Origin of the sequence: Gordonia sp. SL306 (assembly GCF_026625785.1) — a bacterium.
Taxonomy (GTDB): Bacteria; Actinomycetota; Actinomycetes; order Mycobacteriales; family Mycobacteriaceae; genus Gordonia.
Genome location: NZ_CP113063.1, coordinates 471,362 through 497,045 on the forward strand (window position 1 = coordinate 471,362; position 25,684 = coordinate 497,045).

Consider the following 25,684-nt stretch of genomic DNA (forward strand, 5'->3'; position numbering starts at 1 on the left):
CGCTCGCTGATCTGACAGTGATTGTGCAGTAACGAATTCTGCGGTCACAACATGCACGAAACGCAACCCTCCACCTCAGTCCCCTCGAGTGCCAGCTGACGCAGTCGGATGTAGTACAGCGTCTTGATCCCCTTGCGCCAGGCGTAGATCTGCGCCTTGTTGACGTCGCGGGTGCTGGCGGTGTCCTTGAAGAACAGCGTCAGGCTCAGCCCCTGGTCGACGTGCTGCGTCGCGGCCGCGTAGGTGTCGATGATCTTCTCGTAGCCGATCTCGTACGCGTCCTGGTAGTACTCCAGGTTGTCGTTGGTCATGTACGGCGCGGGGTAGTAGACGCGGCCGATCTTGCCCTCTTTGCGGATCTCGACCTTCGCGGCGACCGGGTGGATCGAGCTCGTCGAGTGGTTGATGTAGCTGATCGAACCGGTCGGCGGCACGGCCTGCAGGTTCTGGTTGTAGATGCCGTCGCGCTGCACGGCCTCTTTCAGCTCACGCCAGTCGTCCTGGTTGGGAATGTGAATCCCGGCCTCGCCGAACAGATCCCGGACCTTCTGGGTCTCGGGCTCCCATGCCTTGGTGATGTACTTGTCGAAGAACTCACCGCTGGCATAGGTGGAGCGCTCGAAACCGGCGAACGGCCTGCCGCGTTCCCGTGCGATTCGGTTCGACGCCCGCAGTGCATGGAAGAGCACTGTGTAGAAGTAGATGTTTGTGAAGTCGACACCCTCGTCGCTGCCGTAGAAGATCCGCTCGCGTGCGAGATAGCCATGCAGATTCATCTGGCCCAGGCCGATGGCGTGCGAGTCGTTGTTGCCCTTCTCGATCGACGGCACCGAGGTGATCGCGGTCTGATCACTGACCGCGGTCAGACCGCGGATCGAGGTCTCGATGGTCTGACCGATGTCCGGCGAATCCATCGTCTTGGCGATGTTCAGCGAACCCAGGTTGCACGAGATGTCCTTACCCACACTCGAATAGGACAGATCGTCGTTGAAGGTCGACGCCGTCGAGACCTGCAGGATCTCCGAGCAGAGGTTCGAGTGGGTGATCTTGCCGTCGATCGGGTTGGCCCGGTTAACCGTGTCCTCGAACATGATGTAGGGGTAGCCCGACTCGAACTGGAGCTCGGCGAGGGTCTGGAAGAACTCGCGAGCCCGGATCTTGGTCTTGCGAATCCGCCGGTCCTCGACCATCTCGTGGTACTTGTCGGTGACGTTGATGTCGGCGAACGGCACCCCGTAGACGCGTTCCACGTCGTACGGGCTGAACAGATACATGTCGTCGTTGTCCTTGGCGAGCCGGAACGTGATGTCCGGGATGACCACGCCGAGGGACAGCGTCTTGATGCGGATCTTCTCGTCTGCGTTCTCCCGCTTGGTGTCGAGGAAGCGGTAGATGTCCGGATGGTGTGCGTGCAGGTACACGGCTCCGGCACCTTGACGGGCGCCGAGCTGGTTGGCGTAGGAGAACGAGTCCTCGAGCAGCTTCATGATGGGGATGACGCCGGAACTCTGGTTCTCGATCTTCTTGATCGGTGCACCGTGTTCACGAATGTTGCTGAGCAGCAGGGCGACTCCGCCACCGCGCTTGGAGAGCTGCAGCGCCGAGTTGATCGACCGGCCGATCGACTCCATGTTGTCCTCGATGCGCAGCAGGAAGCACGACACCGGCTCGCCGCGCTGCTTCTTACCGGAGTTGAGGAACGTCGGGGTGGCCGGCTGGAACCGGCCCTCGATGATCTCGTCGACCAGGTTGCGCGCGAGCGCGGTGTCACCATCGGCCAGGGTGAGCGCGACCATGCACACACGGTCCTCGAACCGCTCGAGGTAGCGCTTGCCGTCGAAGGTCTTGAGCGTGTAGCTCGTGTAGTACTTGAACGCGCCCAGGAAGGTCGGGAACCGGAACTTCTTCGAATAGGCATGGCCGAACAGGAGTTTCACGAACTCGCGGTCGTATCGCTCCAGCACCTCGGGCTCGTAGTAGTTCTCCTCGACCAGGTAGTCGAGCTTCTCGTCGAGGTCGTGGAAGAAGACGGTGTTCTGGTTGACGTGCTGCAAGAAGTACTGGTGGGCGGCCTCACGATCCTTGTCGAACTGGATCTTGCCGTCCACGTCATACAGGTTGAGCATCGCGTTGAGCGCGTGATAGTCGAGCTCGCCGGGCTCGTGACCGGCGGGACCCGAGTGTGTACCCGACTGGCTGGCGGATGCGGCGTCGGAGACGGGGGCGGCGGTTGGCGACACGAAAGACTCCTGGCAGATAGGTGTTCGTATGAGAAAAAGCTACTCGGCGGGTCCGACAGTCTCAGGCGCGTGCGGCGCTGAGTTCGGCGTGCCGCGGATCGATGAACGCAGGACTCCGGACGAAATCCGCCAGACCCGCACGCACTCGATCGACGTCGTCGGTGGTGCCCATCAGCTCGAATCGGTACAGATAGGGCACCACGCACTTGCGCGAGATGACGTCGCCAGCATGACAGAACTCCTCACCGAAGTTCGTGTTGCCGGCAGCGATCACACCGCGGATCAAGGTCCGGTTGTGCGTGTTGTTCAGGAACTTGATGACCTGCTTCGGCACGTAACCGGAACGGTCCCCGGTCGCCTTGCCGCCTCCGTATGTGGGAGTGATCAGGACATAGGGCTCATCGACGGTGAAACCGCCCGGCCCGCCCGCAGATGTGCCGGCATCACCGTGGACCGGGATGCGCACGCTGCGCATGCCCAGCTTCTCGACGAATCGGTGGGTGTTCTCCGAGACGGACGAGAAGTAGACGATCAACGGCGACGCACCAGATCGGCTTGCCATCGTCCACCTCCCGTCAGTTTCGTCTCTTCCGATATGTGGCGTGGCTGCCATGCGGTGCTGCCCACGATCCGGCTTCCCCGTCGGATCGAGCGGCGCACTCCGGGCCCGTCAGGCAGCAGCGACGGCCAGCGCCTTGATGCGATCGGGACGGAAACCCGACCAGTGATCGTCACCGACAACCACGACCGGAGCCTGCAGGTATCCCAGCGCCATCACGTAGTCGCGCGCCTCGGCGTCCTGGCTGATGTCGATGACGTCATAGGCCAGGCCCTGCTTGTCGAGTGCCTTGTAGGTCGCGTTGCACTGAACACATGCCGGCTTGGTGTAGACGGTGATGGCCATCGAAGAGTCTCCTTGCTGGATCAGGCTGCTGTATCTGGCTGCGTGCTGGATCGGTGTCGGTGTACGCGGTCCTGGTGATCACCATCCGGTGAACCAGGTCGGTGCCGTCGTGCCACCGGGTCGTCGTGTCGCGGTCTGCTTGCCATGGCCGGCTCGGGTCCGAGAGGACCTCTGCCGTTCGCTCCCCGGGGAGCGAACCCCGCCGCCCCTGTCAGCGCCGGTCATCGTCTTCACGACCTTCAACACTGCCCACGGGCGGACACTTTCCCAACGTGAAGAAAGTGATCCAGATCACCGTCTCCGTGGCGTCTCTCGCGCGGTCACACCGGTCTGCGACGTCTGCCTTGCTGGTGTTCAAAACACTACACCTAGTGTCTGCCATTTGGAGACACCACAACAAGTTGTGAATAACATTCGTGAAAGTCGCAGGTCGCGGCGTATGCGCGATCGTGAAGTCGGGCGTGTCCGGCGTGTCCTCCACACGTTGTCCCACGACTCTCCACAACGTGTCCCCAGGCTGCCAACAGGACGGACACAAAGACGCGCCGTCGCAGGCTCGTGAGAGCCCGCGACGGCGCGTCTGCGGTCGGGAAGGATCAGGCAGCGACGGTCACCTCGGCGACGAGGCGATTGACCGCCACGACGACCTGCTCGACAACCTCGGCGGCGGCGACGCCGTGCTCACCCAGTGCGGAGGTCTGGACTCCGACCTCGACGTCCTCGATCACACGGCCACCGGCGACACCGACAGATTTACGGGTGTCCTCACGCGACCAGGTACCCGCGAACCGGCCGAGCGCGGCACCGATCACACCGATCGGCTTGTCGGACACGGCGCCGGCACCGTAGGGGCGCGACAGCCAGTCGATGGCATTCTTCAGAACGGCAGGAATGGTGCCGTTGTACTCGGGCGTGACGAGCAACACGGCGTCGGCGGCACCGACGGTCTCCCGCAGGGTTGCCACCCCGCCGGGCAGAACGGCCTGCGCCTCGATCGACGGGTCGTGATCCTCGCTGTAGAACGGCAGGTCTCCGAGCCCCTCGACGATCGTGACTCGGACGCCCGCCGGGGCGTTGTCAACAGCGACCTGCGCCAATTGACGATTGATCGACCCCTTGCGCAGGCTTCCCACAAGCGCGACGATCTCCACGTTACGTTCGGACACAATGCTCCCTTTCGATGTTTAGCAAGTCGAAATATCCAACCGGACCACAGTCCGAATAATTCCGCGATCAGTCAAGCGTTACGCTCGTCACGTGTCGAACGGTCCCGACGGCGGTCTCATCCCACTCCGTCTGTCCGACGGGTCCGATCCCGAACGGGCAGACGCGGCCCGTAATCGACGGCTCCTGCTCGACGCCGCCAAGAATCTGATCGACAACCACGGGGCCTCGGCGGTGACCATGGATGCGGTGGCCCGTGAGGCCGGCGTCGGGAAGGGCACCGTCTTCCGGCGTTTCGGCAGCCGGACCGGTCTGATGGTGGCACTGCTCGACCATTCGGAATCCGAGATCCAACGCGCCTACCTGTTCGGACCACAACCCCTCGGACCGGGTGCTCCCCCGCTGGACCGGCTGCTCGCCTACGGCCGTGCTCGGCTCAAGATGACCGTCGACCATCTCGACATCCTCATCGAGGCCGGCGGCTCGGGCGCCGAGTTCCTGAGTCATCCGGTGTGGGCGGCCTCCAACCGCCACGTCCAGATCCTGCTGCAGCAACTCGGTTTCGGCGACCGGGTCGAGGTGGTCGCGATCGCGGTGCACGCTCCCCTGAACGCCGCCGCGGTCAAACACCTCCGAGATGTCGTCGGTCTCGACCTGGAGACGATCACCACCGAGTGGGAACAGCTGGTGACAACTCTCGCCGCAGGCAGGTCCAAGGATTGAGCCGCGCCTGCGGCCTCGACGCGCGGCGAGCCGCCATCGGTCTTAGCCTGAATGGACCGCGGGGACACCAGATACAAGGGAAGGCACAAATCCAGTGAAGGCTGTCATCATCGGCGCCGGTATGGGCGGGCTCAGTGCCGCCATCGCACTCAAGCAGATCGGCGTCGACGTCGGGGTCTACGAACAGGTCACCGAGAACAAGCCTGTCGGGGCAGCCATCTCGGTGTGGTCCAACGGCGTCAAATGCCTGAACCACCTCGGACTGGAGAAGGAGACCGCGGCGCTCGGCGGGATCGTCGACTCGATGTCGTACATCGACGGCTTCACCGGCGACACGATGTGCCGCTTCAGCATGCAGCCGCTCATCGACGAGGTGGGACAGCGGCCGTATCCGGTGGCACGCGCCGAACTCCAGTTGATGCTGATGAACGCATACGGTATCGACGACATCAACTTCGGCAAGAAGATGGTCTCGGTGGCCGACGGACCCGAGGCCGCGACAGTCGAATTCGCCGACGGCACAACTGTTTCCGCAGACCTGGTGATCGGCGCCGACGGCGCGCGATCGCTGGCTCGGGAGTATGTCCTCGGCCATCCGGTCGATCGCCGCTACGCCGGATACGTCAACTTCAACGGCCTCGTCGACGTGGACGAGGCGATCGGGCCCGCCACCGAGTGGACCACCTATGTGGGCGACGGGAAGCGTGTCTCGGTGATGCCGATCGCGGGCAAACGCTTCTACTTCTTCTTCGACGTGACGATGCCCGAGGGACAGCCGTATGAACGCGGAACGGCGCGGGAGGTTCTCGCGGAGAGTTTCGCCGACTGGGCGCCCGGCGTCCAACGCCTGATCGCCGCGCTGGATCCGGCGACCACCAACCGGGTCGAGATACTCGACCTCGACCCATTCCACACCTGGGTCAAGGGCCGCGTCGCCGTACTCGGCGATGCCGCGCACAACACCACTCCAGACATCGGCCAGGGCGGCTGCTCGGCGATGGAAGATGCTGTGGCCCTTCAGTTCGCCTTCAATGAGCATCCCGACGACGTCCACGCCGCACTCGCCGCATACGAATCGGCACGGACCGAACGCGCAGGCGAGCTGGTCCTGCGGGCGCGTAAGCGCTGCGACGTCACCCACGCCAAGGACCCGGAGGCCACCGCAGCCTGGTACGACGAACTCCGCTCGGAGGACGGGACACGGGTCATCCGCGGCATCGTCTCGAACATCGTCGGAGGTCCGCTCACGTCGTGAACGGACCGGCGGGTCGGCAGAGACGACGGCCGGCAGAGCGCGGGGATCGGCGGATCAGTTGTCAGGCTGCGGGATCGCCTGACCGTTCTCGTCGGGCTCCATGCCGTCGTGCGACACCAGGGCTGCCGACCGGGACAGCGATGGCCCCGCGGTGAGCAAGGAGATCACCGACCACGGCGCTCTCGTCGGGCTCTCCCCGAGCCCGAGAACCTGCCCGGTCCCGCCATCGGCAACCCCGTATCTGATTCCGAAATCGCTGATGTAATAGCGTGATTCGGCACGCTGACTGTTCGGCTCAGACCCGGTCGTCTGGATGTACTCACCCGATCCCGGCCGCAGATAGACCTGATCGACACCCGGTCCGGAGCCGTCGGCCGAGCTGACCCGCACCGGCGTGGCGCCCTCGGCGAGCGGCAATTCTCTCCCCACCAGGAACTGCGTGGTCGCCGCTGCGTCTCCCGCACCCCGCGACCAGGACTGGCAGAGCGTCCCGGCGGATGGGACGTCCACCAGACTCGGTGTGTGACCCGGGAAGTCGTCGACCGGCAGTCGCTCACCGGTGGGGCTGGCGGCGACCTGACCGGGCGCGACGGTCTGCACCGGTGCGGCGCCGTCGCGATCGGCGAGCCGCAGGATCTCCGCGGTCGCCTCACTGACCTGCTGGACTCCGTCGCGCAACACGACGTAGTAGCTGGTCTGGTCATCGATGCCCACCGACTTCACCACCGAGCCCACCCGCACGTCGTCGTCGGACAGCGCACCCGGTCTGCCTGCACCGTCGATCTCGGGGACGGTGAGAGGATCGACCTCCGGGAAGGTGTTGAGCAGACCTGCGCTCATCTCACGCGGGGTCGCGCCCTCGAGGTGCAGCGCACGCATCACCGGGACACTCGAGGTGTCCACCTCGGCGCGGACCGCGGCGGGCTTCCGGTCGCGCTCGATGGTGTAGATCAGGAAGTCCTTGCCACCGCTGGTGACCAGTGCTGCCTCGTCGGGGCGCGCGGTGCCGATGGATCGGCCGAGTTCGGGACGGTCGCCGATGACGGTCAGTTCGATCGCCTCACCCGACACGTCGGGCGACACGGTCGCGCTGTCGCAGACCGTCCAGAAGGACTGTCCCCCATGGGCAGAGGACTGCAGGGCCGCAGGAGCACCAGGGATGCCCAGCAGCGGTCCACGCGGATACGAGGCCAGCTTGCCGTCGCTCACCGACTTCGGACTCTCACTACTGCCCGTGATCAGTCGTGCGGAGGCGAGATTGAGCACCGGGTGCATCGTGTCGTCGATGAGGACGTAGTTGCCGCCGCCATCCTTGCTGACGACGATCTTGGCATCGCCCACAGAGCCCTGGGGCTTCACGATTCCCCAGACGCCACACCCGCCGAGAACCAGGAGCCCGAGCACGGTGCCGACGAGGAGAGCCTGGAGCTGCGACCGCATCGGGTCGTGCAACATGCGGACATCGCGACGCACCAGGGCGTGCTCCAGCCGGCGCAACAGGAACCGATAACCGTTCACCTGCGCCTTGGTCGTGAGCTGCCGGGCCATCGTCCCCCCTTCCGGCCGCACCTGGTCGTCCCGTCGCTTCCACTGATCGGGTGGTCACGGACGAATCGACGCGTAGTAGCGTAACCGATACATTTTCCGCGGGTGTCGCGCCGGTCACCCGTAGAACGGGGGGAACCATGGCGATGGCAGGCGCGCCGATGTCGACGACCGGCCGTCCGGAAACAGCACCATCCGGCAGCTCACCACGGATGCCGGCCGATCGGGGTACGCGGCGCACCCGCGGTGCGCGTCGTGGACGTGACCGCACCGGCCGCCGACGCCTCACCCTGCAGACGTTCGTGCTCGTCGAGGTCGTCCTCGCCGTCGGTCTGATCGTCTGGGCGGCCAGCGGCAGTGCTCTGGGATGGATCGCTCTCGTCGTCGCCGCGGTGACATCCCTGGCCCTCATCCCGTTTCGCGGCGGACGCTCGATGGTCGGCGGGTGGGCACAGCGATGGGGTTTCGTCTGGGCCCGATCGCGCCGCAGGTCCACCGATCTCGCGCCCGCACCGTTCGACATCCCGGCGGGACCGCAGCAGGGGGCTCGCACGTCGTTGCGGACCCCCGCAGGCGGTGGCGACACGATCGGCGCGCGCTGGGTCGGCGACACACTGATCACCGTCCTGCGGGTGTCGCCCGGCTCGCCGGCCGCCACGTATCTCACCCCCGGCACCGCCGACGTCACCGACCCGACCGGGCAGGTGGTGCCGCTCGACGCGCTCGCCGAATGCATCAACCCGTTCGACATCCCGCTGGACTCGATCGAGGTGATCAGCCACGGTGTCCGCAGCTGGGGCAGCGGCCCGATCGCGCAGACCTACCACCGGACCCTTGGGCCCCTGGCGGCGACCGCACATCGCTCGGTGCTGGTGGTGTTGCGGCTCAATCCACTCGACTGTGCCGACGCGGTCGCCCGCCGAGGCGGCGGCGCGGTCGGGGCCCTCCGGACCGCCACCATCACCAGCCGACGCGTCGCCAAGCGCCTCACCGAGAGTGGCCTTCGTGTCTCACTGCTCAGCGGCGCCGAGATCACCGCCGTCACCGCCCAGTTGTCGGAAGGCGTGGCACTCGACGATATGGCCGAGCAGTGGGATGCCATCGGATCCGGCCAACTGCGTTTCCGCAGCGCGGCCATCGAGCCACAATCGATCGGTTCGGTCTTGTCGACGGTGTGGGTGAACTCGGCATTGTCGACCACCGCGACCGTGCGATTGCGCCACGACGCCGACGGCGTCCTCGAGGTCACCGGCATGGTGCGGTTCGCCGAACTTCCTTCTGCCAAGCGCAGTGTCGATCCGTGGCCCGCCGGCCTCACGCCGCTCGACGGCCACCAGTTCGACGCGCTGGCCGCGAGCCTGCCCATCTCCGTCCCCGCTCGGCTGGACCGTACCCTCGGCGCCGTCCACGGCGCCGAGGCCCAGTACCTGCTGCGCACCCTGTCGCTCCCTGCCGGCGGGTGCGGTCAACTCGTCGGTGCCGACCACAACGGCCGCGCCGTCGCCGTCCCGCTGCTCGGCCCTGATCTCCGCGCGGTCGCGATATCGGCAGGCCCACAGCTGGTTTCACAGGTCACACTCCGCGCCGTGGCCATCGGCGCCTCGGTCACCGTGCACACCGTCCGACCCGCGCAGTGGCAGCACCTGGTCGCCGCGGTGGGCGACCTGCGACAGCTGGCCCTGAGCTCGGACCGCGTCCAGTCCCCCTCCGGACACCGCGTGCTGATCTTCGACGGATTGACCGGTCCCCCACCCGAGGCCAACACCACCCACATCACCGTGTGCGCCGCCGGAGATCCGCGCGTGACCGAGCTCGCCCCCGACGCCACGGTCATCATCCGCCAGAATCCTCGTGCACCGCAGGATATCTCGGTGTCCACGGCGACGGAAAGGGTGGCCGTGACAATGGTCGCGACACCGGACGAGTGGACCTACATCGGACGCTGAGCCCGGCCCGGACGACGCCCGGCGGCCCTGTCAGCCCCGCGGTCCGGCCGGCACCAGCGCACGGAAGAACACCGCCCGAGACGACCCCGCGTGGACCACCACATCCGGCTCGGCATCGCCGATCCAGATCGCCCGACCCGCAGGGATCGTGGTGGCCTCCCCGCCCATCGGCCGGACGTCGATCGAGCCGTGCAGCACGGCGAGGATCTGCGGACCCGGCATGTCGAAGCACACCGACGACGCGTACCTCAGCCCGGTTCCGTCGAGCTCGACACGGGACAGCCGGAACTCCGGCGCGGGCGTCAGGTAGACCCGCTCGGCGCCCACGGTGCGGATCGGTGCGGTGATCTCGGCGACGTCGGCCGGGGTGAAGTCGAGGACACGGAGCAGCTCGGGCACATCGATGTGCTTCGGTGTGAGTCCCCCGCGCAGCACATTGTCGGAGTTCGCCATGATCTCGATACCGATCCCGCGCAGGTATGCGTGCAGGTTGCCTGCCGGCAGGTACAGACCCTCACCGGGTTCGAGGCGAACACGGTTGAGCAACAACGATGCCAGCACGCCCGGATCGCGCGGATAGTCCTCTCCCAGTTCCAGAACGGTCCGCAGTTCTGCGGCGAACCGGCTGCCGTTGCCCGACCCCAACAGCGACACCGCCCCGGCGAGCACCGCCGGGATCAACGTGGCGATCGATGCGTCCGGCAAGGTCAGCCAGGTGGTGAAGAGGGCACGCAAACCCTCCGAATCGGGTTGTCCGGCAAGCATTCCGAGATAGGGGTCGAGCTCGCTCACCTGGAGTTCACGAAGCAATTCGACGGTGGTTGCGGGATTCCGGAATCCCGCCAGCGCATCGAATTCGGTGGTCGCAACGATCAGTTCGGGTTTGTGCCACGGGTCCCGGTAGTTGCGGTCCGGGGCGTCGATGGGCACTCCTGCGGCGTTCTCGCGGTCGAATCCCTCGCGAGCCTGCGCCAGGCTCGGATGCGCCTGCAACGACAGCGGTTCGTCGGCCGCGAGCACCTTCATGAGGAACGGGAGCCGGCCGTCGAACGTCTCGATGGTGCGCCGCCCCAGCATGTCCACCGGGGCCGCGTCGATGGCACTCAGCAGGTCCGTGTCGTGCTCTCCGTCCGGCCGCAGACAGACCGCTGGGCCGGCCGGATGGGCGCCGAACCACAACTCGGCCTCCGGATGCGGCGACGGCACCGGCCGTCCACGCAGTGAAGCAATCGCGGTGCGCGATCCCCACGCATAGGGACGCACCACCCCCTCGAGAGTTCTCATCGCGTCAGTTCCCGATCAGCCGGAGATACACGGCAGCCATCTCGATGCGCAGGATCAGGACCATCAACGACACGAGGTCGCCTGGCGAATCGGCCGCGAGATCGTCCATGGTGGGCATGGCGGGCGGACCGGCAGGTCCACGCGCACCGGAGTCGGCGTCGGAAGCACCGTCGCCGGTGAGCACGTCGAGATCGCCGAGCCCGTCGAGGCGCCGGCGCACATACCAGTCCCGCGACGGTGTGGTGGCCACGAACACCCGCGGCGGACTCTGCGGGGCCGGACCGTCGATCTCCGGGTCGTAGAAGATGGATTCGGACGGAGTCGAACCGGTCCGCTCCGACCACTCCCGCACCAAGCGCGCCACGTCACCAACCTCCGCTACGGCACTGATGACGCCCGCGAGGGCGAGCAGCGAGCGTGACGCCTGACCGGCCACCACCGCGGTCCCGACCGTGTCGCCCACCCAGACCGACGAACGGGCTTCGAGCCTGGCCGCGAGCAGCTTGGCCCGGTTGTGGAAGCTCTCGTTGCCCGGATGGTTGGCGACCGCCTCGCCGTCGAGCGCGTCGGCGAGATCGCCGACCTGCGGAACCTGTCCGGTGAATCGGACCTGGGTCAACGAGACGAACACCGCGAGAAGAGCCGCGACGAATCCCGGAAACCGGAACCGCGGATCCACCGACACGCGCGGTGATAGGTCGATACCGTTGCCGCCCAGCGCATCTCGCAACGGCCCCTCGATCGGGGCCGCCACCACCACCTCAGCCCGGCGCCGCACCGACCGGGCGGCCGCGTCCGCGAGGACCATGTCGCCGGCGTCGTCGCCCGCCACCACCACCACGTCGAGCGGACCGATCCATCCCGGTAGGGCCGGGGCGGCGACGATCGGGACGTCGATGCGAGAGCTGATCGCGGCGATCACCAGTTGCGTCGCCGGCGATGCCGCCCCGGTGGTACCGCAGACGATCACCACGCTGCGGGGGCGCAGCTGTGTCAGGGGCTCGAGCACACCCTCGCGCTGCGCCTCCGCGACCGATCGCACCTGAGCACCGGCGAGCGCGACAGAGGGAAGAAGACCGTCCAGGTCGGCCGCGATCAGTTCCTCGACATCATCGAGATCGGGGGCACCGGTACGCATGACGTCCAGCCTAGTCACGCACACCGTCGGGCGCGCATGTGCCTGCACCGACGACGGCATCCGAGATCGGACCGCGGTTCCCCGACGACATGCGACGAACGCCGGTCAGTCGGTCGGGTCGGGCAGCACCCGGAGATGACCACGACGGCCCGGCCGTGGTCGCGCCGATTGCGGCGGTCGAGTGGGAGCGTCGTCACCAGGTGGCGACGCGTCCGGGTGACGGCCCCCGGAGCCACGACGGCCTGGCGCGACGTCATCCGATCCGTCGAAGAGGTCGGGCCATTGCGACGGATCGACCCGTCCTGCACCGCCGACCTCGCGCACCGCCTCGGCCAGAGCGGTCAACTCGTAGTCCTCGGCGACGGGGGCCGAGAAGCCGCGTTCGCTCCGGAGCATCTCCCAGCCACGCGGCACGGTGATCCGGCGAGCATGATCGTCACAGAGATCCCACGAGTGCGGCTCCGCCGAGCTGGCCAGTGGACCGATGACCGCCGTGGACTCGGAGTAGACGAACGTCAGGGTAGCCACCGCGGAACGGGCGCAGCCGGGCCTGCAGCACTGTCGGGGAAGCTTCACGGTGACGAGGTTATCCCCGGCGGCGGGTCCACACCGGCGGCGACACGCTAGCTCGCGCGAAACGCACCTCACACGCGACAGAGACGTCACAAATCCTTACACTCTCGTCATGCGCTTCGATCCACCTCGCCCCTCCCGGGGCCGCGCCGACGAACCTCGTGGTCGCGCCCAGGATCCGCGCGGTCGGGGTGCCGATGCGCGGGCGCAGGATGCGCGCGGTCGGGGTGCGGAGTCCCGTCGGGGTGTGCTTCGGAGCCCGACGCGGTCGGTGCGACTGCGCGATCGTCGAGGTCGGGGACTCAGATCACCGTTGCTTCCGCAATCGGTGCCTGCGTTCGCGAGCCGGGCCGACTCCTTCGACGTAATCGCCCTGGAGGCGTTCGCGGAGATCGATGCGAACTGGCACGATCAGCTCGCAGGCCTCGACATCGCAGTGGATGACATCCCACGCATGTTGCCGCACGACCCCGACTCGATCCAGTGGCCGGACGAGGTCACCGCCGACGGCGCGGTGCCGCTGGCGCGGCTCATCCCGGCCGGGCTGGACGTACGCGGCCAACCCACCCGCGCGCAGATCATCTTGTTCCGACGACCGCTCGAGATCCGCGCCAGGCGTGGCGCCGATCTGCTGGAGTTGGTGCACGAGGTGTTGGTCCAGCAGGTTGCCACCCACCTGGGCGTCGACGAAGACACCATCGATCGTGGGCCGGACTAGGACGGGACACGTCCTGGCCCTCCGGTCGCAGCGCCGTCAGATGATGCCGCGCTTGAGCCGCCGGCGCTCGCGCTCGGACAGCCCGCCCCAGATCCCGAAGCGTTCGTCGTTGTGCAGGGCGTATTCCAGGCATTCCGGCTTCACCTCGCACCCCTGGCAGATGCGCTTGGCCTCGCGAGTCGATCCACCCTTCTCCGGGAAGAACGCCTCGGGGTCGGTCTGGGCGCACAACGCCCGCTCCTGCCACTGTTCCTCGACTGCCTCGAAGAGATCGTCGAAGTCGTTGGCCACCAACGAAAGATGACGCCGCTGTGACCAAGGAGAGTTGTCGCTCGGCGCTGCCGTGACACCGCCGACACCCGGCGCCGTCATTGAATCACCCACCAGCCCAAGATGATTGGCTGCAACGTCGGCGCCGGCGAGTTCCTCCGAACTATGCACCGGCTCAACGGGTTTGCGGGGATCGGAATAGTCGCGTGGTTCAAGTGGATTGCCGATCGGGTTCTCAAAAGCCATCGTCGGCGCCTCCTAGCTCGAGAAGTCTGTCAGTTCCAGTCGTCGGTGTCCGCGGCAACCCTGCCGCCCCACCACATCTGCCCACACCATCGATCTTCACCGTGTGTCCGGGTATCGCACCCAATGAGCCATTCGAACAAATGATCGAAAACCTTGCGCTCCATCAATTCTCGATCTCAAACTCATAATGACACTGATGTGATTACACACGGCATGGACCGCTGCGGTCAAGTTAAACCGAAAAGATTCCTTAATACCATCAGTCGTCGGAAACCCTCGGTCTCGACACGGGGTCGGGCGCAGACATCAGCAATCTCACAGATGATCGATCCCCTCCCCCGGAATCGAGACCCATGGTAGCGAACCCACCGCCGCTGAGCGTCATCCTGCAGATGACGGCCCACTGACCACGCGGAACGTCGGCGCCCACCGCGGTCGACACCACCCGCGCCTCGATCACTAGAGTGAACGAGGTGAAAGTGACGGTTCTCGTGGGTGGCGTCGGTGGCGCCCGATTCCTCTCCGGCGTCCGCGAATTGCTCGGCCCCACGCCGTTTCCCGGGCCGGGTGAACCCGACCACGGCGGTACGGCGACGGCACCCGACGGCGGGGGGCACGCGATCACCGCGATCGTCAACGTCGGCGACGACGCGTGGATGCACGGCGTCCGGATCTGCCCCGACCTCGACACCTGCATGTACACCCTCGGCGGCGGCATCGACCGTGATCGCGGATGGGGACGTGTCGACGAGACGTGGCACGCCAAGGAGGAGCTCGCCGCCTATGGCGCCGATCCCGACTGGTTCGGCCTCGGCGATCGCGATCTCGCCACCCACCTCATCCGAACCCAGATGCTCGATGCCGGCTACCGCCTGTCCGACGTGACGGCAGCGCTGTGCCGGCGGTGGCAGCCCGGTGTCCGGCTCATACCCGCGACGGATGATCGTCACGAGACCCACGTGGTGGTGGCCAAGCCCGACGGCGACGACGACGAGCGGGTCGCGATCCACTTCCAGGAATGGTGGGTCAGACACCGTGCACAGATCCCGACCTTCGGTTTCGCGCAGGTCGGTTCCGACGACACCCGCACCGCGCCGGGTGTCACCGAGGCGATCGCCGCCGCCGACATCGTGCTGCTGGCACCCAGCAATCCGGTGGTCAGCATCGGCGCGATCGTCAGTGTGCCCGGGGTGCGCAGCGCGCTGCGCACCACCTCGGCCCCCGTCGTCGGCATCTCCCCCGTGATCGACAACCGGCCGCTGCGCGGGATGGCCGACGAATGCCTGTCGGTGATCGGTGTGGAGACCTCCGCCGAGGCCATCGCGGCACATTACGGCGCGCGCAGTGGCAACGGGATCCTCGACGGATGGTTGGTCGCCGAAGGCGACCGGGCCGCCGTCGACGGCGTCGCGATCGGTTCCGCACCGCTGCTGATGAGCGATCCGGCCACCACCGCCCAGATGGTCCGCGACGCATGCACGCTGGTCGGAGTGGCCACCCCCGATCGCAATATCGGCGCAGCGGAACGGAGTACCTCGTGACCGGCTCTCCGGCGCCCCACGACCACGGGTCCGTCGGAGGCCTCGAGATCCGGGCAGTCACCGGTCTCGGCGAGTTCGGGCCGCAGAGCGACATCGCCACCGAACTCCTCGCCGCCGCACCCTGGCTCGCCGACGACGACATCGTCGTGGTGACCAGCAAGATCTTCTCCAAGGTGGAGAACCGCATGGTGGCCGCGCCGACCGATCCGGAAGAACGAGATGCGCTGCGCCGCAAGCTCGTCGACGACGAGTCCGTGCGGATACTGGCACGCAAGAACCGGACGCTGATCACCGAGAACCGAATCGGCATCGTGCAGGCGGCGGCCGGGGTGGACGGATCGAACATCGCCACCGATCAACTCGCCCTGCTGCCGGTGGACCCCGACGCGAGCGCGGCGGGGCTCCGGGCACGTATACGTGAGGTGGCCGGCATCGACGTCGCGGTGATCGTCACCGACACGATGGGCCGCGCCTGGCGTAACGGCCAGACCGACGTCGCCATCGGCGCGGCGGGCATCCGGGTCTCCCATCCCTACGAGGGGTCGGTCGACGCGTACGGGAATCCCCTGGTCGTCACCGACATCGCCGTCGCAGACGAGATCGCCGCGGCGGCTGATCTGGTGAAGGGCAAACTCGGCGGGGTACCCATCGCCGTGGTGCGCGGCCTCGCGCCGGTCGACGACGGTTCCGGGGCCGTCGATCTCGTCCGTCCGGCGTCGGAGGACCTGTTTCGGATGGGCACCGCGGAGGCGATCGAGCAGGGCCGTCGCGAGGCGGTGCGGACGCGTCGGTCGGTGCGCACGTTCGCGCCCGGCGCCGTCGACCCCGAGGTGATGTCCGCCGCGTTCGCCGAGGCACTCACCGCACCCGCACCGCATCACACCCATCCGGTCCGATTCGTCTGGGTCCGCTCCGGCGAACGCCGAACCCGGCTGCTCGACGCGATGGCCGCCGCCTGGCGGCACGACCTCGAGGGTGACGAGAAGTCGGCGGAGTCGATCCGCAAACGCGTGCGTCGAGGCCAGATCCTTTACGACGCACCCGAGTTGGTGATCCCTTTCCTCGTCCCCGATGGTGCTCACGACTACCCGGACGCCCGGCGTGCGGCCGCCGAACACACGATGTTCACGGTTGCGGCGGGCGGCGCGGTGTCGTCGCTGCTGGTGTCCCTGTCGGTGCGCGGCGTCGGGAGCTGCTGGATCGGGTCGACCATCTTCGCCCCGGACATCGTCCGCGACGTCCTCGACCTCGACGAGAACTGGGAACCGCTGGGCGCGGTCGCCATCGGACGACCCGAGGAGGACGCCGGGCTGCGGCCGGCGGCGGCCACCGATGGACTGGTGATCGAGCGGTGACCATGGCGTCGCTACACGCATCGGCCGTGGCCTCCCTACGTTCGTGGGCGGCACCGGATGCCGAACAGGACGCGTTGCGCCACACGTATCTCGCGTTTCTCGCCGCGGCGCCAGAAGCGTGCCTGCGCCGCTGCGAGCCGGGCCACCTGACCGGATCGGCGATCGTCTTCGACGCGACGCTCACCCACGTCCTGCTGACCTTGCATCCGCGGGTGGGCAAGTGGATTCAGCTCGGTGGCCATTGCGAGGAGTCCGACGAGACGCTGGCCGGGGCGGCCGCGCGCGAGGCACGCGAGGAATCGGGTGTGCCGGACCTGCGACTGACCGCTGCGCCCGTCCACCTGCACACCCATCCGATCACCTGTTCTCTCGGCGTCCCGACCCGCCACCTCGACGTGCGTTACGCTGCCGTCGCGCAGCCGACTGGCGACGGTCGGCCACCGGCGATCGTGCGCAGCGACGAGTCGGTCGATCTCGCCTGGTGGCCGATCGACGAGCTACCAGCGGACACCGACACCGTCGACGTCCCGATTCTCATCGACCGCGGACTCGCGGCCTGGCGGCGAGCCGACCCCACCTGAGCCGCCACCGGCCAGTTCCGTCGATCGTGCACAGATCCTCGCCGATCGGGCACAGTTTCTCGCCGATCGGGCACACATCCATCCAAGCGGGTACAGAGCGGCGTCGCACCTGCGGGTCTGTACCCGATCGAGGCGAAACCGCGCACGATCGGCGGGAAACCGGGCACGATCGAGGACGGGCCGGGCTCACCCGAAGGCGTTCTAGATCCGCATCCCCTTGCCGACGGTCACCACGCCACCGCCGCTGATGGAGAAGCGTTCACGATCCGCGGCGGCATCCACGCCGAGCTGCATTCCTTCGCCGACGTGGACGTTCTTGTCGAGGATGGCGTGACGCACCACGGCACCTTTGCCCACCCGGACGCCGGGCATCAGGACGCTGCCCTCGACGATTGCCCCGTCCTCGATGACGACGTTCGCCGACAACACCGAGTCACTCACCGTGCCGGCCGAGATGATGCTGCCGGCACCGACGACGGAGTCCTGTGCGGTACCGCCCTGCACGAACTTGGCGGGCGGCAGGTTGACCGTCTCGCCGCGGATCGGCCAGCGCCGGTTGTACAGGTTGAAGACCGGGTGCACCGACACCAGGTCCATGTGGGCGTCATAGAACGCATCCAGGGTCCCGACGTCACGCCAGTAACCCTTGTCGCGCTCGGTGGCACCCGGCACCTCGTTGTCCTTGAAGTCGTAGACGAACGCCGTGTTGCGGCGGACGAACCCGGGAATGATGTCGCCACCCATGTCGTGATCGGAATCGGGGTCGGCGGCATCGGAGCGGATGGCGTCGACGAGCGCCTTGGTAGTGAACACGTAGTTGCCCATGGACGCGAACGTGGCGTCGGGATCATCCGGCGTGCCAGGCGGATCGGTCGGCTTCTCGAGGAATCGGGTGATCCGGCCCGACGCGTCCGAGTCGATGCAGCCGAACGCCGTCGCCTCCGCGCGGGGCACCCGGATACCGGCAACGGTCACGTCGGCACCGGCGGCGATGTGCGCCTCGACCATCTGAGAGGGGTCCATGCGGTACACGTTGTCGGCGCCGAACACCACGATGTACTCGGGTTCCTCGTCGGTGATCAGGTTCATCGACTGGAAGATCGCGTCCGCACTGCCGGTGTACCAACGGGGCCCGAGGCGCTGCTGTGCCGGAACGGGGGTGATGTACTCACCGTGGAACCCGGCCGAGAACCACGTCTGCGAGATGTGCCGATCGAGTGAATGCGACTTGTATTGCGTGAGCACGCAGATGCGTTCGTATCCCGCATTCACGAGATTGGACAGCACGAAGTCGATGAGGCGGTAGGAACCGCCGAACGGAACCGCAGGTTTCGCACGATCCATCGTCAGGGGGTAGAGGCGCTTCCCCTCGCCGCCTGCGAGGACCATTCCGAGCACGTGCGGCTGTGTTCTCACACTCCCCAACTTAACCGGCATCCACGGCTCGGGCCAGACGAATGACCTGTCCGCGGCCGCGTGTTTCGCAGCACCGTTGGCGAACAGCCGACGTTGGCGTTAGCGTCAACCGCATGAGGGTGGCGATGATGACCCGGGAGTATCCACCCGAGGTGTACGGCGGCGCCGGCGTACACGTCACGGAACTGGTGCGGCACCTTCGCAGCCTCGCCACCGTAGACGTGCACTGCATGGGCGCCGAACGCGACACCGCCCATGTCTATCAGCCGGATCCGGGGATCGCCGGCGCCAATGCCGCCATCACCACGCTGTCGACCGATCTGCGGATGGTCGTGGGTGCGCAGGGTGCCGATCTGGTCCACTCCCACACCTGGTACACGGGCCTGGCCGGCCATCTCGCCGCGCAGCTCTACGGGGTGCCCCACGTGCTGACAGCGCACTCGCTGGAACCGATGCGGCCGTGGAAGGCCGAGCAACTGGGCGGCGGGTACCGCGTGTCGAGCTGGGTGGAGCGCAACGCGGTCGAGTACGCCGACGCCGTCATCGCGGTGAGTTCCGGTATGCGCACCGACGTCTGCGACACCTACCCACGCCTCGATCCCGAACGGGTTCACGTGGTGCGCAACGGTATCGACACCACCTCGTGGTTTCCCGTGGACGATGCGTTCGGGCCTGAATCGACCCTGGTAAGCCTCGGCGTGGATCCCGACCGCCCGATCGTCGCGTTCGTCGGACGGATCACCCGCCAGAAGGGTGTCGCCCACCTGGTCGCCGCGGCGCACCACTTCGCCCCCGACATCCAGCTGGTGCTGTGTGCCGGCGCCCCCGACACCCCGGAGATCGGCGCCGAGATCGAGGGCGCGGTATCCGAGCTGTCCGCGTCGCGCGATGGTGTGTACTGGGTCCGGGAGATGCTCCCCCAACCCCGAATCCGCGAAATACTCACCGCAGCAACCGTTTTCCTGTGCCCGTCGGTCTACGAGCCGCTGGGGATCGTGAATCTCGAGGCGATGGCATGTGGCACCGCGGTGGTGGCCTCCGCAGTCGGCGGCATTCCGGAGGTCGTCCGCGACAACGTCACCGGCCGGTTGGTGCATTACGACGCGGTCGAACCCCGGGCGTTCGAGGCCGGGCTCGCCGACGCCGTCAACGCCGTCGTCGGCGACCCCACCGAAGCGTCGGCGATGGGCTCGGCCGGACGGGAACGGGCCGAGGCCGAGTTCTCGTGGGATGCGATCGCCGAACAAACGCTCGAGGTGTATCGCTCGATCCTGCGGTGAGACGAGTCCTCAACGCTGCCGCGGGCGGCAGGTCGTGACCGTGACGGAGACCGAGACGTCGAGCGGGCCGCCCGCGTCGGTGATCACCATGTCGGCATCGGACCGGATCTGCTCCGGCGAGCGATGAAAGGCGGTCGGGCCCATGGCGACGACGTCCACGATGGCGTCGGCGTCGAGTGGGCGCCGGTCGCCGACGACGGTGTCCGAGGCGACCTCGAATTCTCCGCCGAGCGCGCTGCGCAGTCGGTCGTCCTTGTCCGCACCGACCGCGAGCATCCCCATCGGAGCGATGATCTCGCCGAGATGATCGGCATTGGGCGTCACCACCACAAGGACCCCCCGCGGGTGCAGCACGCGGACGAACTCGTCGACGTTGCGCGGCGAGAAGATGGAGAGGACCACGCCGATCGACGACGATCGGATCGGCAGGGGCCGCCAGACGTCGGCGACCACCGACGCCGCGCGTGGGTGCGATCGGGCGACCGACCGCGCACAGTACTTCGACAGATCGAGACCGATTCCGTAGAGCCCCGGCACTCGGTCCAGTCCGGCCGCGAGATAGTGCCCGGTCCCCGCGCCCGCGTCGAGCACGAGGCCTGGCCGGTCCGTGTCCCCCGAACTCTCGGCGACGGCTCGCTCGACGACATCTGCAACGGCTTCGGACACCACACCGAAGAACCCGGACTCGTGGACGCGCCGGCGCGCAGCGACCATCTGCGCGGAGTCGGACAGGTGATTCGTCGACCGTCCGTCGATCAGTGAGACATATCCCTGCCGGGCGATGTCGAAACGGTGGGATGCGCCGCAGTGCAGCGACCGGTGGTCGGCGGCGACCGCCAGGTCGGCGGCGCATACCGGGCACCGCAGCGCGGACTCGACGTCGCGCAGCGGCCCCGCCATCACGCCTTCTCGGCTCAGCCGGTGACCCCGCGCAATTCCTCGCCCAATGCCGCCGCCTCGTCCGCGGTCAGTTCGACCACGAGTCGCCCGCCACCTTCGATCGGAATCCGGACAACGATTCCACGTCCTTCCTTGGCCGCTTCGAGGGGGCCGTCCCCAGTACGTGGCTTCATTGCCGCCATTCTCGAACTCCCTTCAGAGCATTCGCCACACGGTGTGGAACGACACCCTCAACATCGGTCGGAAATGCTGCAGGTGCCAGGACAATGATACGTGTACGACCCGGCGTCACTGCTGCGCACGTGGCCAGTCGGTGTCAGCGCTCGGCCGATGACCCGTCCCGTCGGTCGCCATCGGTCGCCGACAGGTCGGCCGCCTCGCGGCCTTGGAGGTCGAGGACGACACCACGCAATTCGTCGAGTTCACGTGCGAGTTTCTCCATGGCCCAGTCGACTTCGGCCGCTGAATAGCCACGGAACTTCTGCGAGAACGTGAGCGCACGGACATTGGCGCCGGTGATGCCTGCCCGCGGGAGCCTGGTCAGCGTGGTACCCCGGTCGAGCGGCGGGAGATCCTCGCCGCGACCGAAGACGAACCACACCACGGCGAAGACCGCGGCCACCACGACGGCCATGATCAGCAGGTACAGCAGGATCGTCTGCATGGCACCAATACTGTCAGACGGTCGTGACGATCTCCCTCAGGAGTGACCCGTCAGGAGGCCATCTCCGCGGTGTCGGTCTCGACTGGCCGGATGGTGTTCATCGGCGGCCGATCCTCCAGGTAGACCTCGGTGGTGTGCGGGGTGAACGATCCGTCCGGCTCGGCGGTGAACTGCGTGAGCCCGATCCCGGAGTCCTCGATGCCGCACCGCCGCATCAAGGTGCCGACGATCTGCCTGCTCATCACGCCCAGTTCGATCAGCGGCCGGTTCCGGTGCGTCCGCACCCCGAGATTGACCTGCCCGATGCCCTCGAGTCCGTACCGGTCGAAGGTGTCGATCAGCAGACCGATCTCGACGCCATAGCCCGGCGCGAACGGCACCGACGAGAGCAGTTCGCGCGTTCCGGCGTACTCGCCGCCCAGGGGCTGCAGGATGCCGGTCAGATCCGGTCGCTGCGACGCCAACAGGGGACGTGCGACGAGCTCGGTGACCCGTCCACCACCGTTGGCATCGTGCTGACCACCGGTGCGCAGCGGGCGACGGTAGTAGCCCTTCACGAGCTGGATACGGGGATCGATCAGGAGCGGCCCGAGCATCTTGGGTACGAACATCGGATCCGGATCGATCAGGTCGGAGTCGACGAACGCGATGATGTCGCCCGTGGCGACCGCGATCGACCGCCACAGCACCTCACCCTTGCCCTTCACCGGTTCGAGTTCCGGCACGGCCTGTTCACGTCCGATCACGGTGGCACCGGCCGCCCGCGCCCGCTCCTCGGTGGCGTCGGTCGACCCGGAGTCGAGCACGATCAGCTCGTCGACCAGCGTGCCGCACAGCGGCCGGATCGACGCGATCACATCGGCGACCGTCTCCTCCTCGTTGAGCGCTGGCAGCACGACCGAGACGGTGCGGCCGTCCTTGGCCGCGACGAGCTCGTCGAGCGTCCATTCCGGCTGTTCCCACGTGTTGGTCGCCGCCCACCGCTGCTTGGTCCCGAGGGTGTCGGCAGGTGTGGGCCAGATGTTGGCCTTGTTGCGGCTGTTGGTGACGGTCGCCTTGCGACGCGTCTGGGTACGTCGTCCCTGTTCGGTCATGCGAGTCCCCTGACTGTTCGGGCGGGCGGTCGTGACCCCGCGATGGCAGCGACCATGTCGACCACGCGACGGGTGGCGGCGACCTCATGCACACGAAAGATCCGGGCGCCTGCGGCGGCACTCAGGGCTGTCGCGGCCAGAGTTCCCTCCAACCGTTCATCGAGATCCACACCCAGAGTCTCCCCCACGAAATCCTTGTTGCTCAGTGCCATAAGCACTGGCCAGCCGGTATTAACAAGATCGTTTACCTGGCGTAACAAGGCGAGCCCGTGGTGGGTGTTCTTGCCAAAATCATGTGTCGGGTCGATCACGATCGAGTCACGGGCAACCCCCGCTTCGACGGCCCGTCGCGCCCCCGCCGTGACGTCGGCGATCACATCGGCGACCACATCCGCATAGGCCACCCGGTGCGGACGGGTCCGAACAGTCGCCCCGCCGGTGTGCGAGCAGACGATCCCGGCACCCCGAGCGGCGGCAACCTTGACAAGATCCGGGTCGGCTCCGGCCCAGGTGTCGTTGATCAGATCGGCGCCTGCCGCGCATGCACGCTCGGCGACCTCACTGCGCCAGGTGTCGACGCTGATGAGGATATCGGGGTGGCGATCCCGGACCCAGGCGATCATCGGGACCACGCGATCGGTCTCGGTGGCAGCGTCCACCTCGACACCCGGTCCGGCCTTCACCCCGCCGATGTCGACGATGTCCGCACCTTCGGCCACCACCTGATCGATGCGGGCCTGAGCGGCAGAGTCCGCGAAGCTCGCACCCATGTCGTAGAACGAGTCCGGCGTCCGGTTGACGATGGCCATCACGAGAGCGCGGTCGGTCGCGACGGGTTTTCCGCACAACGTCGGGAGCATGGCACCAGCGTAACGAGTGGTCTCGATACGGTTCCTCGCTACGCTCGTCACCTACTCGACCAGCGCAAACCACGGTTCCTCGCTACGCTCGTCACCTACTCGACCAGCGCAAACCCCATGAGTTGCCGCTCAGCCCTTGGGCACCTTTGCCGCTGCGACATCGGACGGGTAATCGTCGTAGAAGTCAACGTATCCCTTGTCCCGGCCTGCGAGCACGTAGAGGTCGTCGTCGCCGACCTTCGTGAAGCCCTCTTCGCGCAGTTCCACCTTGCGGTTCTTGAAAGTGGAGGTCTGCTCGAAGTCGTCGACGACCCGGATGAAGAGCGGCACCGCGTATGCAGGCAGATGATCGTAGAGGTGGGCCGCGAGTTTGCCGGGGTCGAGGTCGGAGCCGTCGCGGACCTTGATCGCACCCATGCCGGCACGGCCGTCGGTCTTCTCGATCTCGACGCCGTAGACCACCGACTGGGCGATCGACGAGAAGGAGTCGAGCGCCGCCTCGACCTCGGTGGTCGCGACGTTCTCGCCCTTCCATCGGAACGTGTCACCGAGACGGTCGACGAACGCGATGTGGGCGAAGCCCTGATCGCGCACGAGATCCCCCGAATTGAAGTAGGAGTCGCCCGCCTTGAACGCGTCGCGGATCACCTTCTTCTCGGTGGCCTCAGGGTCGGTGTATCCGTCGAGGGGCACGCGTTCGCTGATCTCGGCCACCAGCAGACCGGTGCCGCCCTTGCCGACTTCGGTGAGGTGACCGTGCGCGTCGCGCTTGGGTTCGCCGTGGTCGTCGTACTCGACGATCTTGTACGGCAGCGGACAGAAACCTGCGGTGCGCTTGACGCTGAAGGCGTTCACGAAGGCGAGATTGAGCTCGCTGGCGCCATAGAACTCGACGATCCGATCGATCCCGAATCGCTCGGCGAACTCGTCCCAGATCTCGGGCCGCATACCGTTGCCGATGATCACCCTGACCGCGTGCTGACGGTCGGTGGGCTTCTCGGGCTGCGCCAGGAGGTAGCGGCACAGCTCGCCGATGTAGCAGAAGGCCGTGGCCCGGTTGAGGATCACGTCATCCCAGAATTTCGATGCCGAGAACGACTTCCCGATCGCGATGCACGCACCCGAGGCCAGCACCGATCCGAGGGACACCGACAGGGCGTTGTTGTGGTAGAGCGGCAGCGGCACGTACATGGTGTCGCTGTGCTTCAGGCGAACCGCGAGACCGCCGATGCCGGACAGGTTCGCCAGCCATCTGTTGTGGCTCATCACGCTAGCCTTGGGCATCCCGGTGGTGCCCGACGTGAAGATGTAGAAGGCCTTGGTCGACGCGGGCAGGGTCGCGGTCACCGCCGGGTTGTCCTCCGACCGGCCCTCTGCCGCGGCGTCGAAGTCGGCGAAATCGAAGACGCGCGGCGGTCGCCCCTCGGCCGGGATCGACTCGAACGCCTCGGCACAGTCGGGGTCGTGCACCAGCACCTTCGCATCGAGCAGGGCGACGCTGTGCGCCATGACCTTTCCGCGCTGGTTGTAGTTCAGCATCCCCGCGACCGCGCCGAGTTTCACCGTCGCGAGCATGAGCATCAAGTCGGTCGGCGAGTTCTTGGCGAGGATGGCCACGACGTCACCCTTGCCCACCCCACTCTCGGCGAGCACGGCCGCGTACCGGTTGACCCGCCGGTTCACCTCGCCGTAGGTCATCGACCGGCCCTGGAAGCGGATGAAGGGACGGTCCGGGTGGGCCTGCGCGTGATTCTGGAATATCGAGCCGATGGTGCGCTTGGCCTCCGGCGGCCGACGGATGAGTCCCGGCACGTGCTTGAGCATGCCGGGGGCCTGCGGTGCCATCTTCACGACGCCGCGGATCAGGTCGGTGAAACCGACTGCGGTGTGCGTATCACTGCTCGACATCAGTTGTGTACTCCGCTTCCTCGTGCACTTGGGGTGTCACCCGGGCCGGGTTCGACAAGGATCGTTGTCGAACATCTCG

The 25,684-nt window shown here is 66.9% G+C and carries 24 protein-coding genes; 8 read left to right on the forward strand and 16 right to left on the reverse strand.

The window, feature by feature from the left end; all coding sequences use genetic code 11:
• Nucleotides 1-44: 44 nt before the first annotated feature.
• The 4 genes from nrdE to OVA31_RS02230 all read right to left on the reverse strand — a co-directional run bounded on the left by nrdE (nt 45) and on the right by OVA31_RS02230 (nt 4,310).
• The gene (gene nrdE, locus OVA31_RS02215) at nt 45-2,240 is read right to left on the reverse strand and encodes a class 1b ribonucleoside-diphosphate reductase subunit alpha (protein ID WP_267629500.1); all 2,196 of its coding nucleotides are present in this window, start codon (nt 2,238-2,240) and stop codon (nt 45-47) included.
• Between the two features lie 61 nt (nt 2,241-2,301).
• Nucleotides 2,302-2,802 carry a class Ib ribonucleoside-diphosphate reductase assembly flavoprotein NrdI gene (gene nrdI, locus OVA31_RS02220; RefSeq protein ID WP_267629501.1) on the reverse strand — a complete coding sequence of 167 codons (501 nt, stop codon included), beginning with the start codon at nt 2,800-2,802 and terminating at the stop codon, nt 2,302-2,304.
• A gap of 108 nt (nt 2,803-2,910) precedes the next feature.
• The gene (gene nrdH / locus OVA31_RS02225) at nt 2,911-3,144 is read right to left on the reverse strand and encodes a glutaredoxin-like protein NrdH (protein WP_267629502.1); all 234 of its coding nucleotides are present in this window, start codon (nt 3,142-3,144) and stop codon (nt 2,911-2,913) included.
• 596 nt (nt 3,145-3,740) lie between these two features.
• Nucleotides 3,741-4,310 carry an NAD(P)H-dependent oxidoreductase gene (locus OVA31_RS02230; protein WP_267629503.1) on the reverse strand — a complete coding sequence of 190 codons (570 nt, stop codon included), beginning with the start codon at nt 4,308-4,310 and terminating at the stop codon, nt 3,741-3,743.
• 91 nt (nt 4,311-4,401) lie between these two features.
• On the opposite strand from OVA31_RS02230, the gene OVA31_RS02235 reads away from it, so the two are divergent.
• Nucleotides 4,402-5,031: a TetR/AcrR family transcriptional regulator gene (locus OVA31_RS02235; protein ID WP_267629504.1), complete on the forward strand. Its 630-nt coding sequence runs from the start codon at nt 4,402-4,404 to the stop codon at nt 5,029-5,031.
• A 94-nt stretch (nt 5,032-5,125) separates the two neighbouring features.
• Nucleotides 5,126-6,286 carry an FAD-dependent urate hydroxylase HpxO gene (hpxO, locus tag OVA31_RS02240; RefSeq protein ID WP_267629505.1) on the forward strand — a complete coding sequence of 387 codons (1,161 nt, stop codon included), beginning with the start codon at nt 5,126-5,128 and terminating at the stop codon, nt 6,284-6,286.
• A 54-nt stretch (nt 6,287-6,340) separates the two neighbouring features.
• Here the strand turns inward: hpxO and eccB are convergent, their stop codons facing one another.
• On the reverse strand, nt 6,341-7,834 hold the full coding sequence (gene eccB, locus OVA31_RS02245) for a type VII secretion protein EccB (protein ID WP_267629506.1): 1,494 nt from the start codon (nt 7,832-7,834) through the stop codon (nt 6,341-6,343).
• 137 nt (nt 7,835-7,971) lie between these two features.
• On the opposite strand from eccB, the gene eccE reads away from it, so the two are divergent.
• Entirely contained in the window at nt 7,972-9,777 is a 1,806-nt protein-coding gene (gene eccE, locus OVA31_RS02250; RefSeq protein ID WP_267629507.1) for a type VII secretion protein EccE, read from the forward strand.
• 30 nt (nt 9,778-9,807) lie between these two features.
• On the opposite strand, the gene manA is transcribed toward eccE, so the two are convergent.
• From manA to OVA31_RS02265, 3 genes are all read right to left on the reverse strand, one after another.
• Nucleotides 9,808-11,061: a mannose-6-phosphate isomerase, class I gene (gene manA / locus OVA31_RS02255; RefSeq protein ID WP_267629508.1), complete on the reverse strand. Its 1,254-nt coding sequence runs from the start codon at nt 11,059-11,061 to the stop codon at nt 9,808-9,810.
• Between the two features lie 4 nt (nt 11,062-11,065).
• Nucleotides 11,066-12,199 (reverse strand): hypothetical protein, encoded by a 1,134-nt coding sequence (locus OVA31_RS02260; protein ID WP_267629509.1) that lies wholly within the window; start codon nt 12,197-12,199, stop codon nt 11,066-11,068.
• A gap of 105 nt (nt 12,200-12,304) precedes the next feature.
• Nucleotides 12,305-12,775, reverse strand: a complete 471-nt coding sequence (locus OVA31_RS02265) for a DUF3499 domain-containing protein (RefSeq protein ID WP_267629510.1) — start codon at nt 12,773-12,775, stop codon at nt 12,305-12,307.
• 109 nt (nt 12,776-12,884) lie between these two features.
• On the opposite strand from OVA31_RS02265, the gene OVA31_RS02270 reads away from it, so the two are divergent.
• The gene (locus OVA31_RS02270) at nt 12,885-13,490 is read left to right on the forward strand and encodes a metallopeptidase family protein (RefSeq protein ID WP_420714130.1); all 606 of its coding nucleotides are present in this window, start codon (nt 12,885-12,887) and stop codon (nt 13,488-13,490) included.
• A gap of 36 nt (nt 13,491-13,526) precedes the next feature.
• Here OVA31_RS02270 and OVA31_RS02275 read toward each other — a convergent pair whose 3' ends face one another.
• On the reverse strand, nt 13,527-13,784 hold the full coding sequence (locus OVA31_RS02275) for a WhiB family transcriptional regulator (RefSeq protein ID WP_223309227.1): 258 nt from the start codon (nt 13,782-13,784) through the stop codon (nt 13,527-13,529).
• Between the two features lie 695 nt (nt 13,785-14,479).
• Between OVA31_RS02275 and cofD the strand changes: the two genes are divergently transcribed.
• Genes cofD through OVA31_RS02290 form a run of 3 tightly spaced genes read left to right on the forward strand, consistent with a single transcriptional unit; the run spans nt 14,480 to nt 17,483 of the window.
• A complete protein-coding gene (gene cofD / locus OVA31_RS02280; RefSeq protein ID WP_267629511.1) occupies nt 14,480-15,547 on the forward strand; it encodes a 2-phospho-L-lactate transferase in 1,068 nt (355 codons plus the stop codon).
• Nucleotides 15,544-16,902, forward strand: coding sequence for a coenzyme F420-0:L-glutamate ligase (locus tag OVA31_RS02285; RefSeq protein ID WP_267629512.1), 1,359 nt, complete (start codon nt 15,544-15,546; stop codon nt 16,900-16,902). Before cofD ends, OVA31_RS02285 begins: the two co-directional genes overlap by 4 nt.
• A complete protein-coding gene (locus tag OVA31_RS02290; RefSeq protein ID WP_267629513.1) occupies nt 16,899-17,483 on the forward strand; it encodes an NUDIX hydrolase in 585 nt (194 codons plus the stop codon). Before OVA31_RS02285 ends, OVA31_RS02290 begins: the two co-directional genes overlap by 4 nt.
• A gap of 201 nt (nt 17,484-17,684) precedes the next feature.
• Here the strand turns inward: OVA31_RS02290 and glgC are convergent, their stop codons facing one another.
• Complete coding sequence (gene glgC / locus OVA31_RS02295; protein ID WP_267629514.1) at nt 17,685-18,899, reverse strand: glucose-1-phosphate adenylyltransferase; 1,215 nt, start codon at nt 18,897-18,899, stop codon at nt 17,685-17,687.
• Nucleotides 18,900-19,012: 113 nt separating this feature from the next.
• Here glgC and glgA point away from each other — a divergent pair, with 113 nt between their 5' ends.
• Nucleotides 19,013-20,179 (forward strand): glycogen synthase, encoded by a 1,167-nt coding sequence (gene glgA / locus OVA31_RS02300; RefSeq protein ID WP_267629515.1) that lies wholly within the window; start codon nt 19,013-19,015, stop codon nt 20,177-20,179.
• A gap of 9 nt (nt 20,180-20,188) precedes the next feature.
• On the opposite strand, the gene OVA31_RS02305 is transcribed toward glgA, so the two are convergent.
• The 6 genes from OVA31_RS02305 to OVA31_RS02330 all read right to left on the reverse strand — a co-directional run bounded on the left by OVA31_RS02305 (nt 20,189) and on the right by OVA31_RS02330 (nt 25,605).
• Entirely contained in the window at nt 20,189-21,079 is an 891-nt protein-coding gene (locus tag OVA31_RS02305) for a putative RNA methyltransferase (protein ID WP_267629516.1), read from the reverse strand.
• Between the two features lie 14 nt (nt 21,080-21,093).
• A complete protein-coding gene (locus tag OVA31_RS02310) occupies nt 21,094-21,261 on the reverse strand; it encodes a DUF3117 domain-containing protein (RefSeq protein WP_004019232.1) in 168 nt (55 codons plus the stop codon).
• A 134-nt stretch (nt 21,262-21,395) separates the two neighbouring features.
• Entirely contained in the window at nt 21,396-21,743 is a 348-nt protein-coding gene (locus OVA31_RS02315) for a DivIVA domain-containing protein (protein ID WP_267629517.1), read from the reverse strand.
• A gap of 50 nt (nt 21,744-21,793) precedes the next feature.
• Nucleotides 21,794-22,837 (reverse strand): glucosyl-3-phosphoglycerate synthase, encoded by a 1,044-nt coding sequence (locus tag OVA31_RS02320; protein WP_267629518.1) that lies wholly within the window; start codon nt 22,835-22,837, stop codon nt 21,794-21,796.
• The gene (folP, locus tag OVA31_RS02325) at nt 22,834-23,697 is read right to left on the reverse strand and encodes a dihydropteroate synthase (protein WP_267629519.1); all 864 of its coding nucleotides are present in this window, start codon (nt 23,695-23,697) and stop codon (nt 22,834-22,836) included. Before folP ends, OVA31_RS02320 begins: the two co-directional genes overlap by 4 nt.
• Before the next feature lie 129 nt (nt 23,698-23,826).
• Nucleotides 23,827-25,605, reverse strand: coding sequence for a long-chain-acyl-CoA synthetase (locus tag OVA31_RS02330; protein ID WP_267629520.1), 1,779 nt, complete (start codon nt 25,603-25,605; stop codon nt 23,827-23,829).
• Nucleotides 25,606-25,684: the final 79 nt, after the last annotated feature.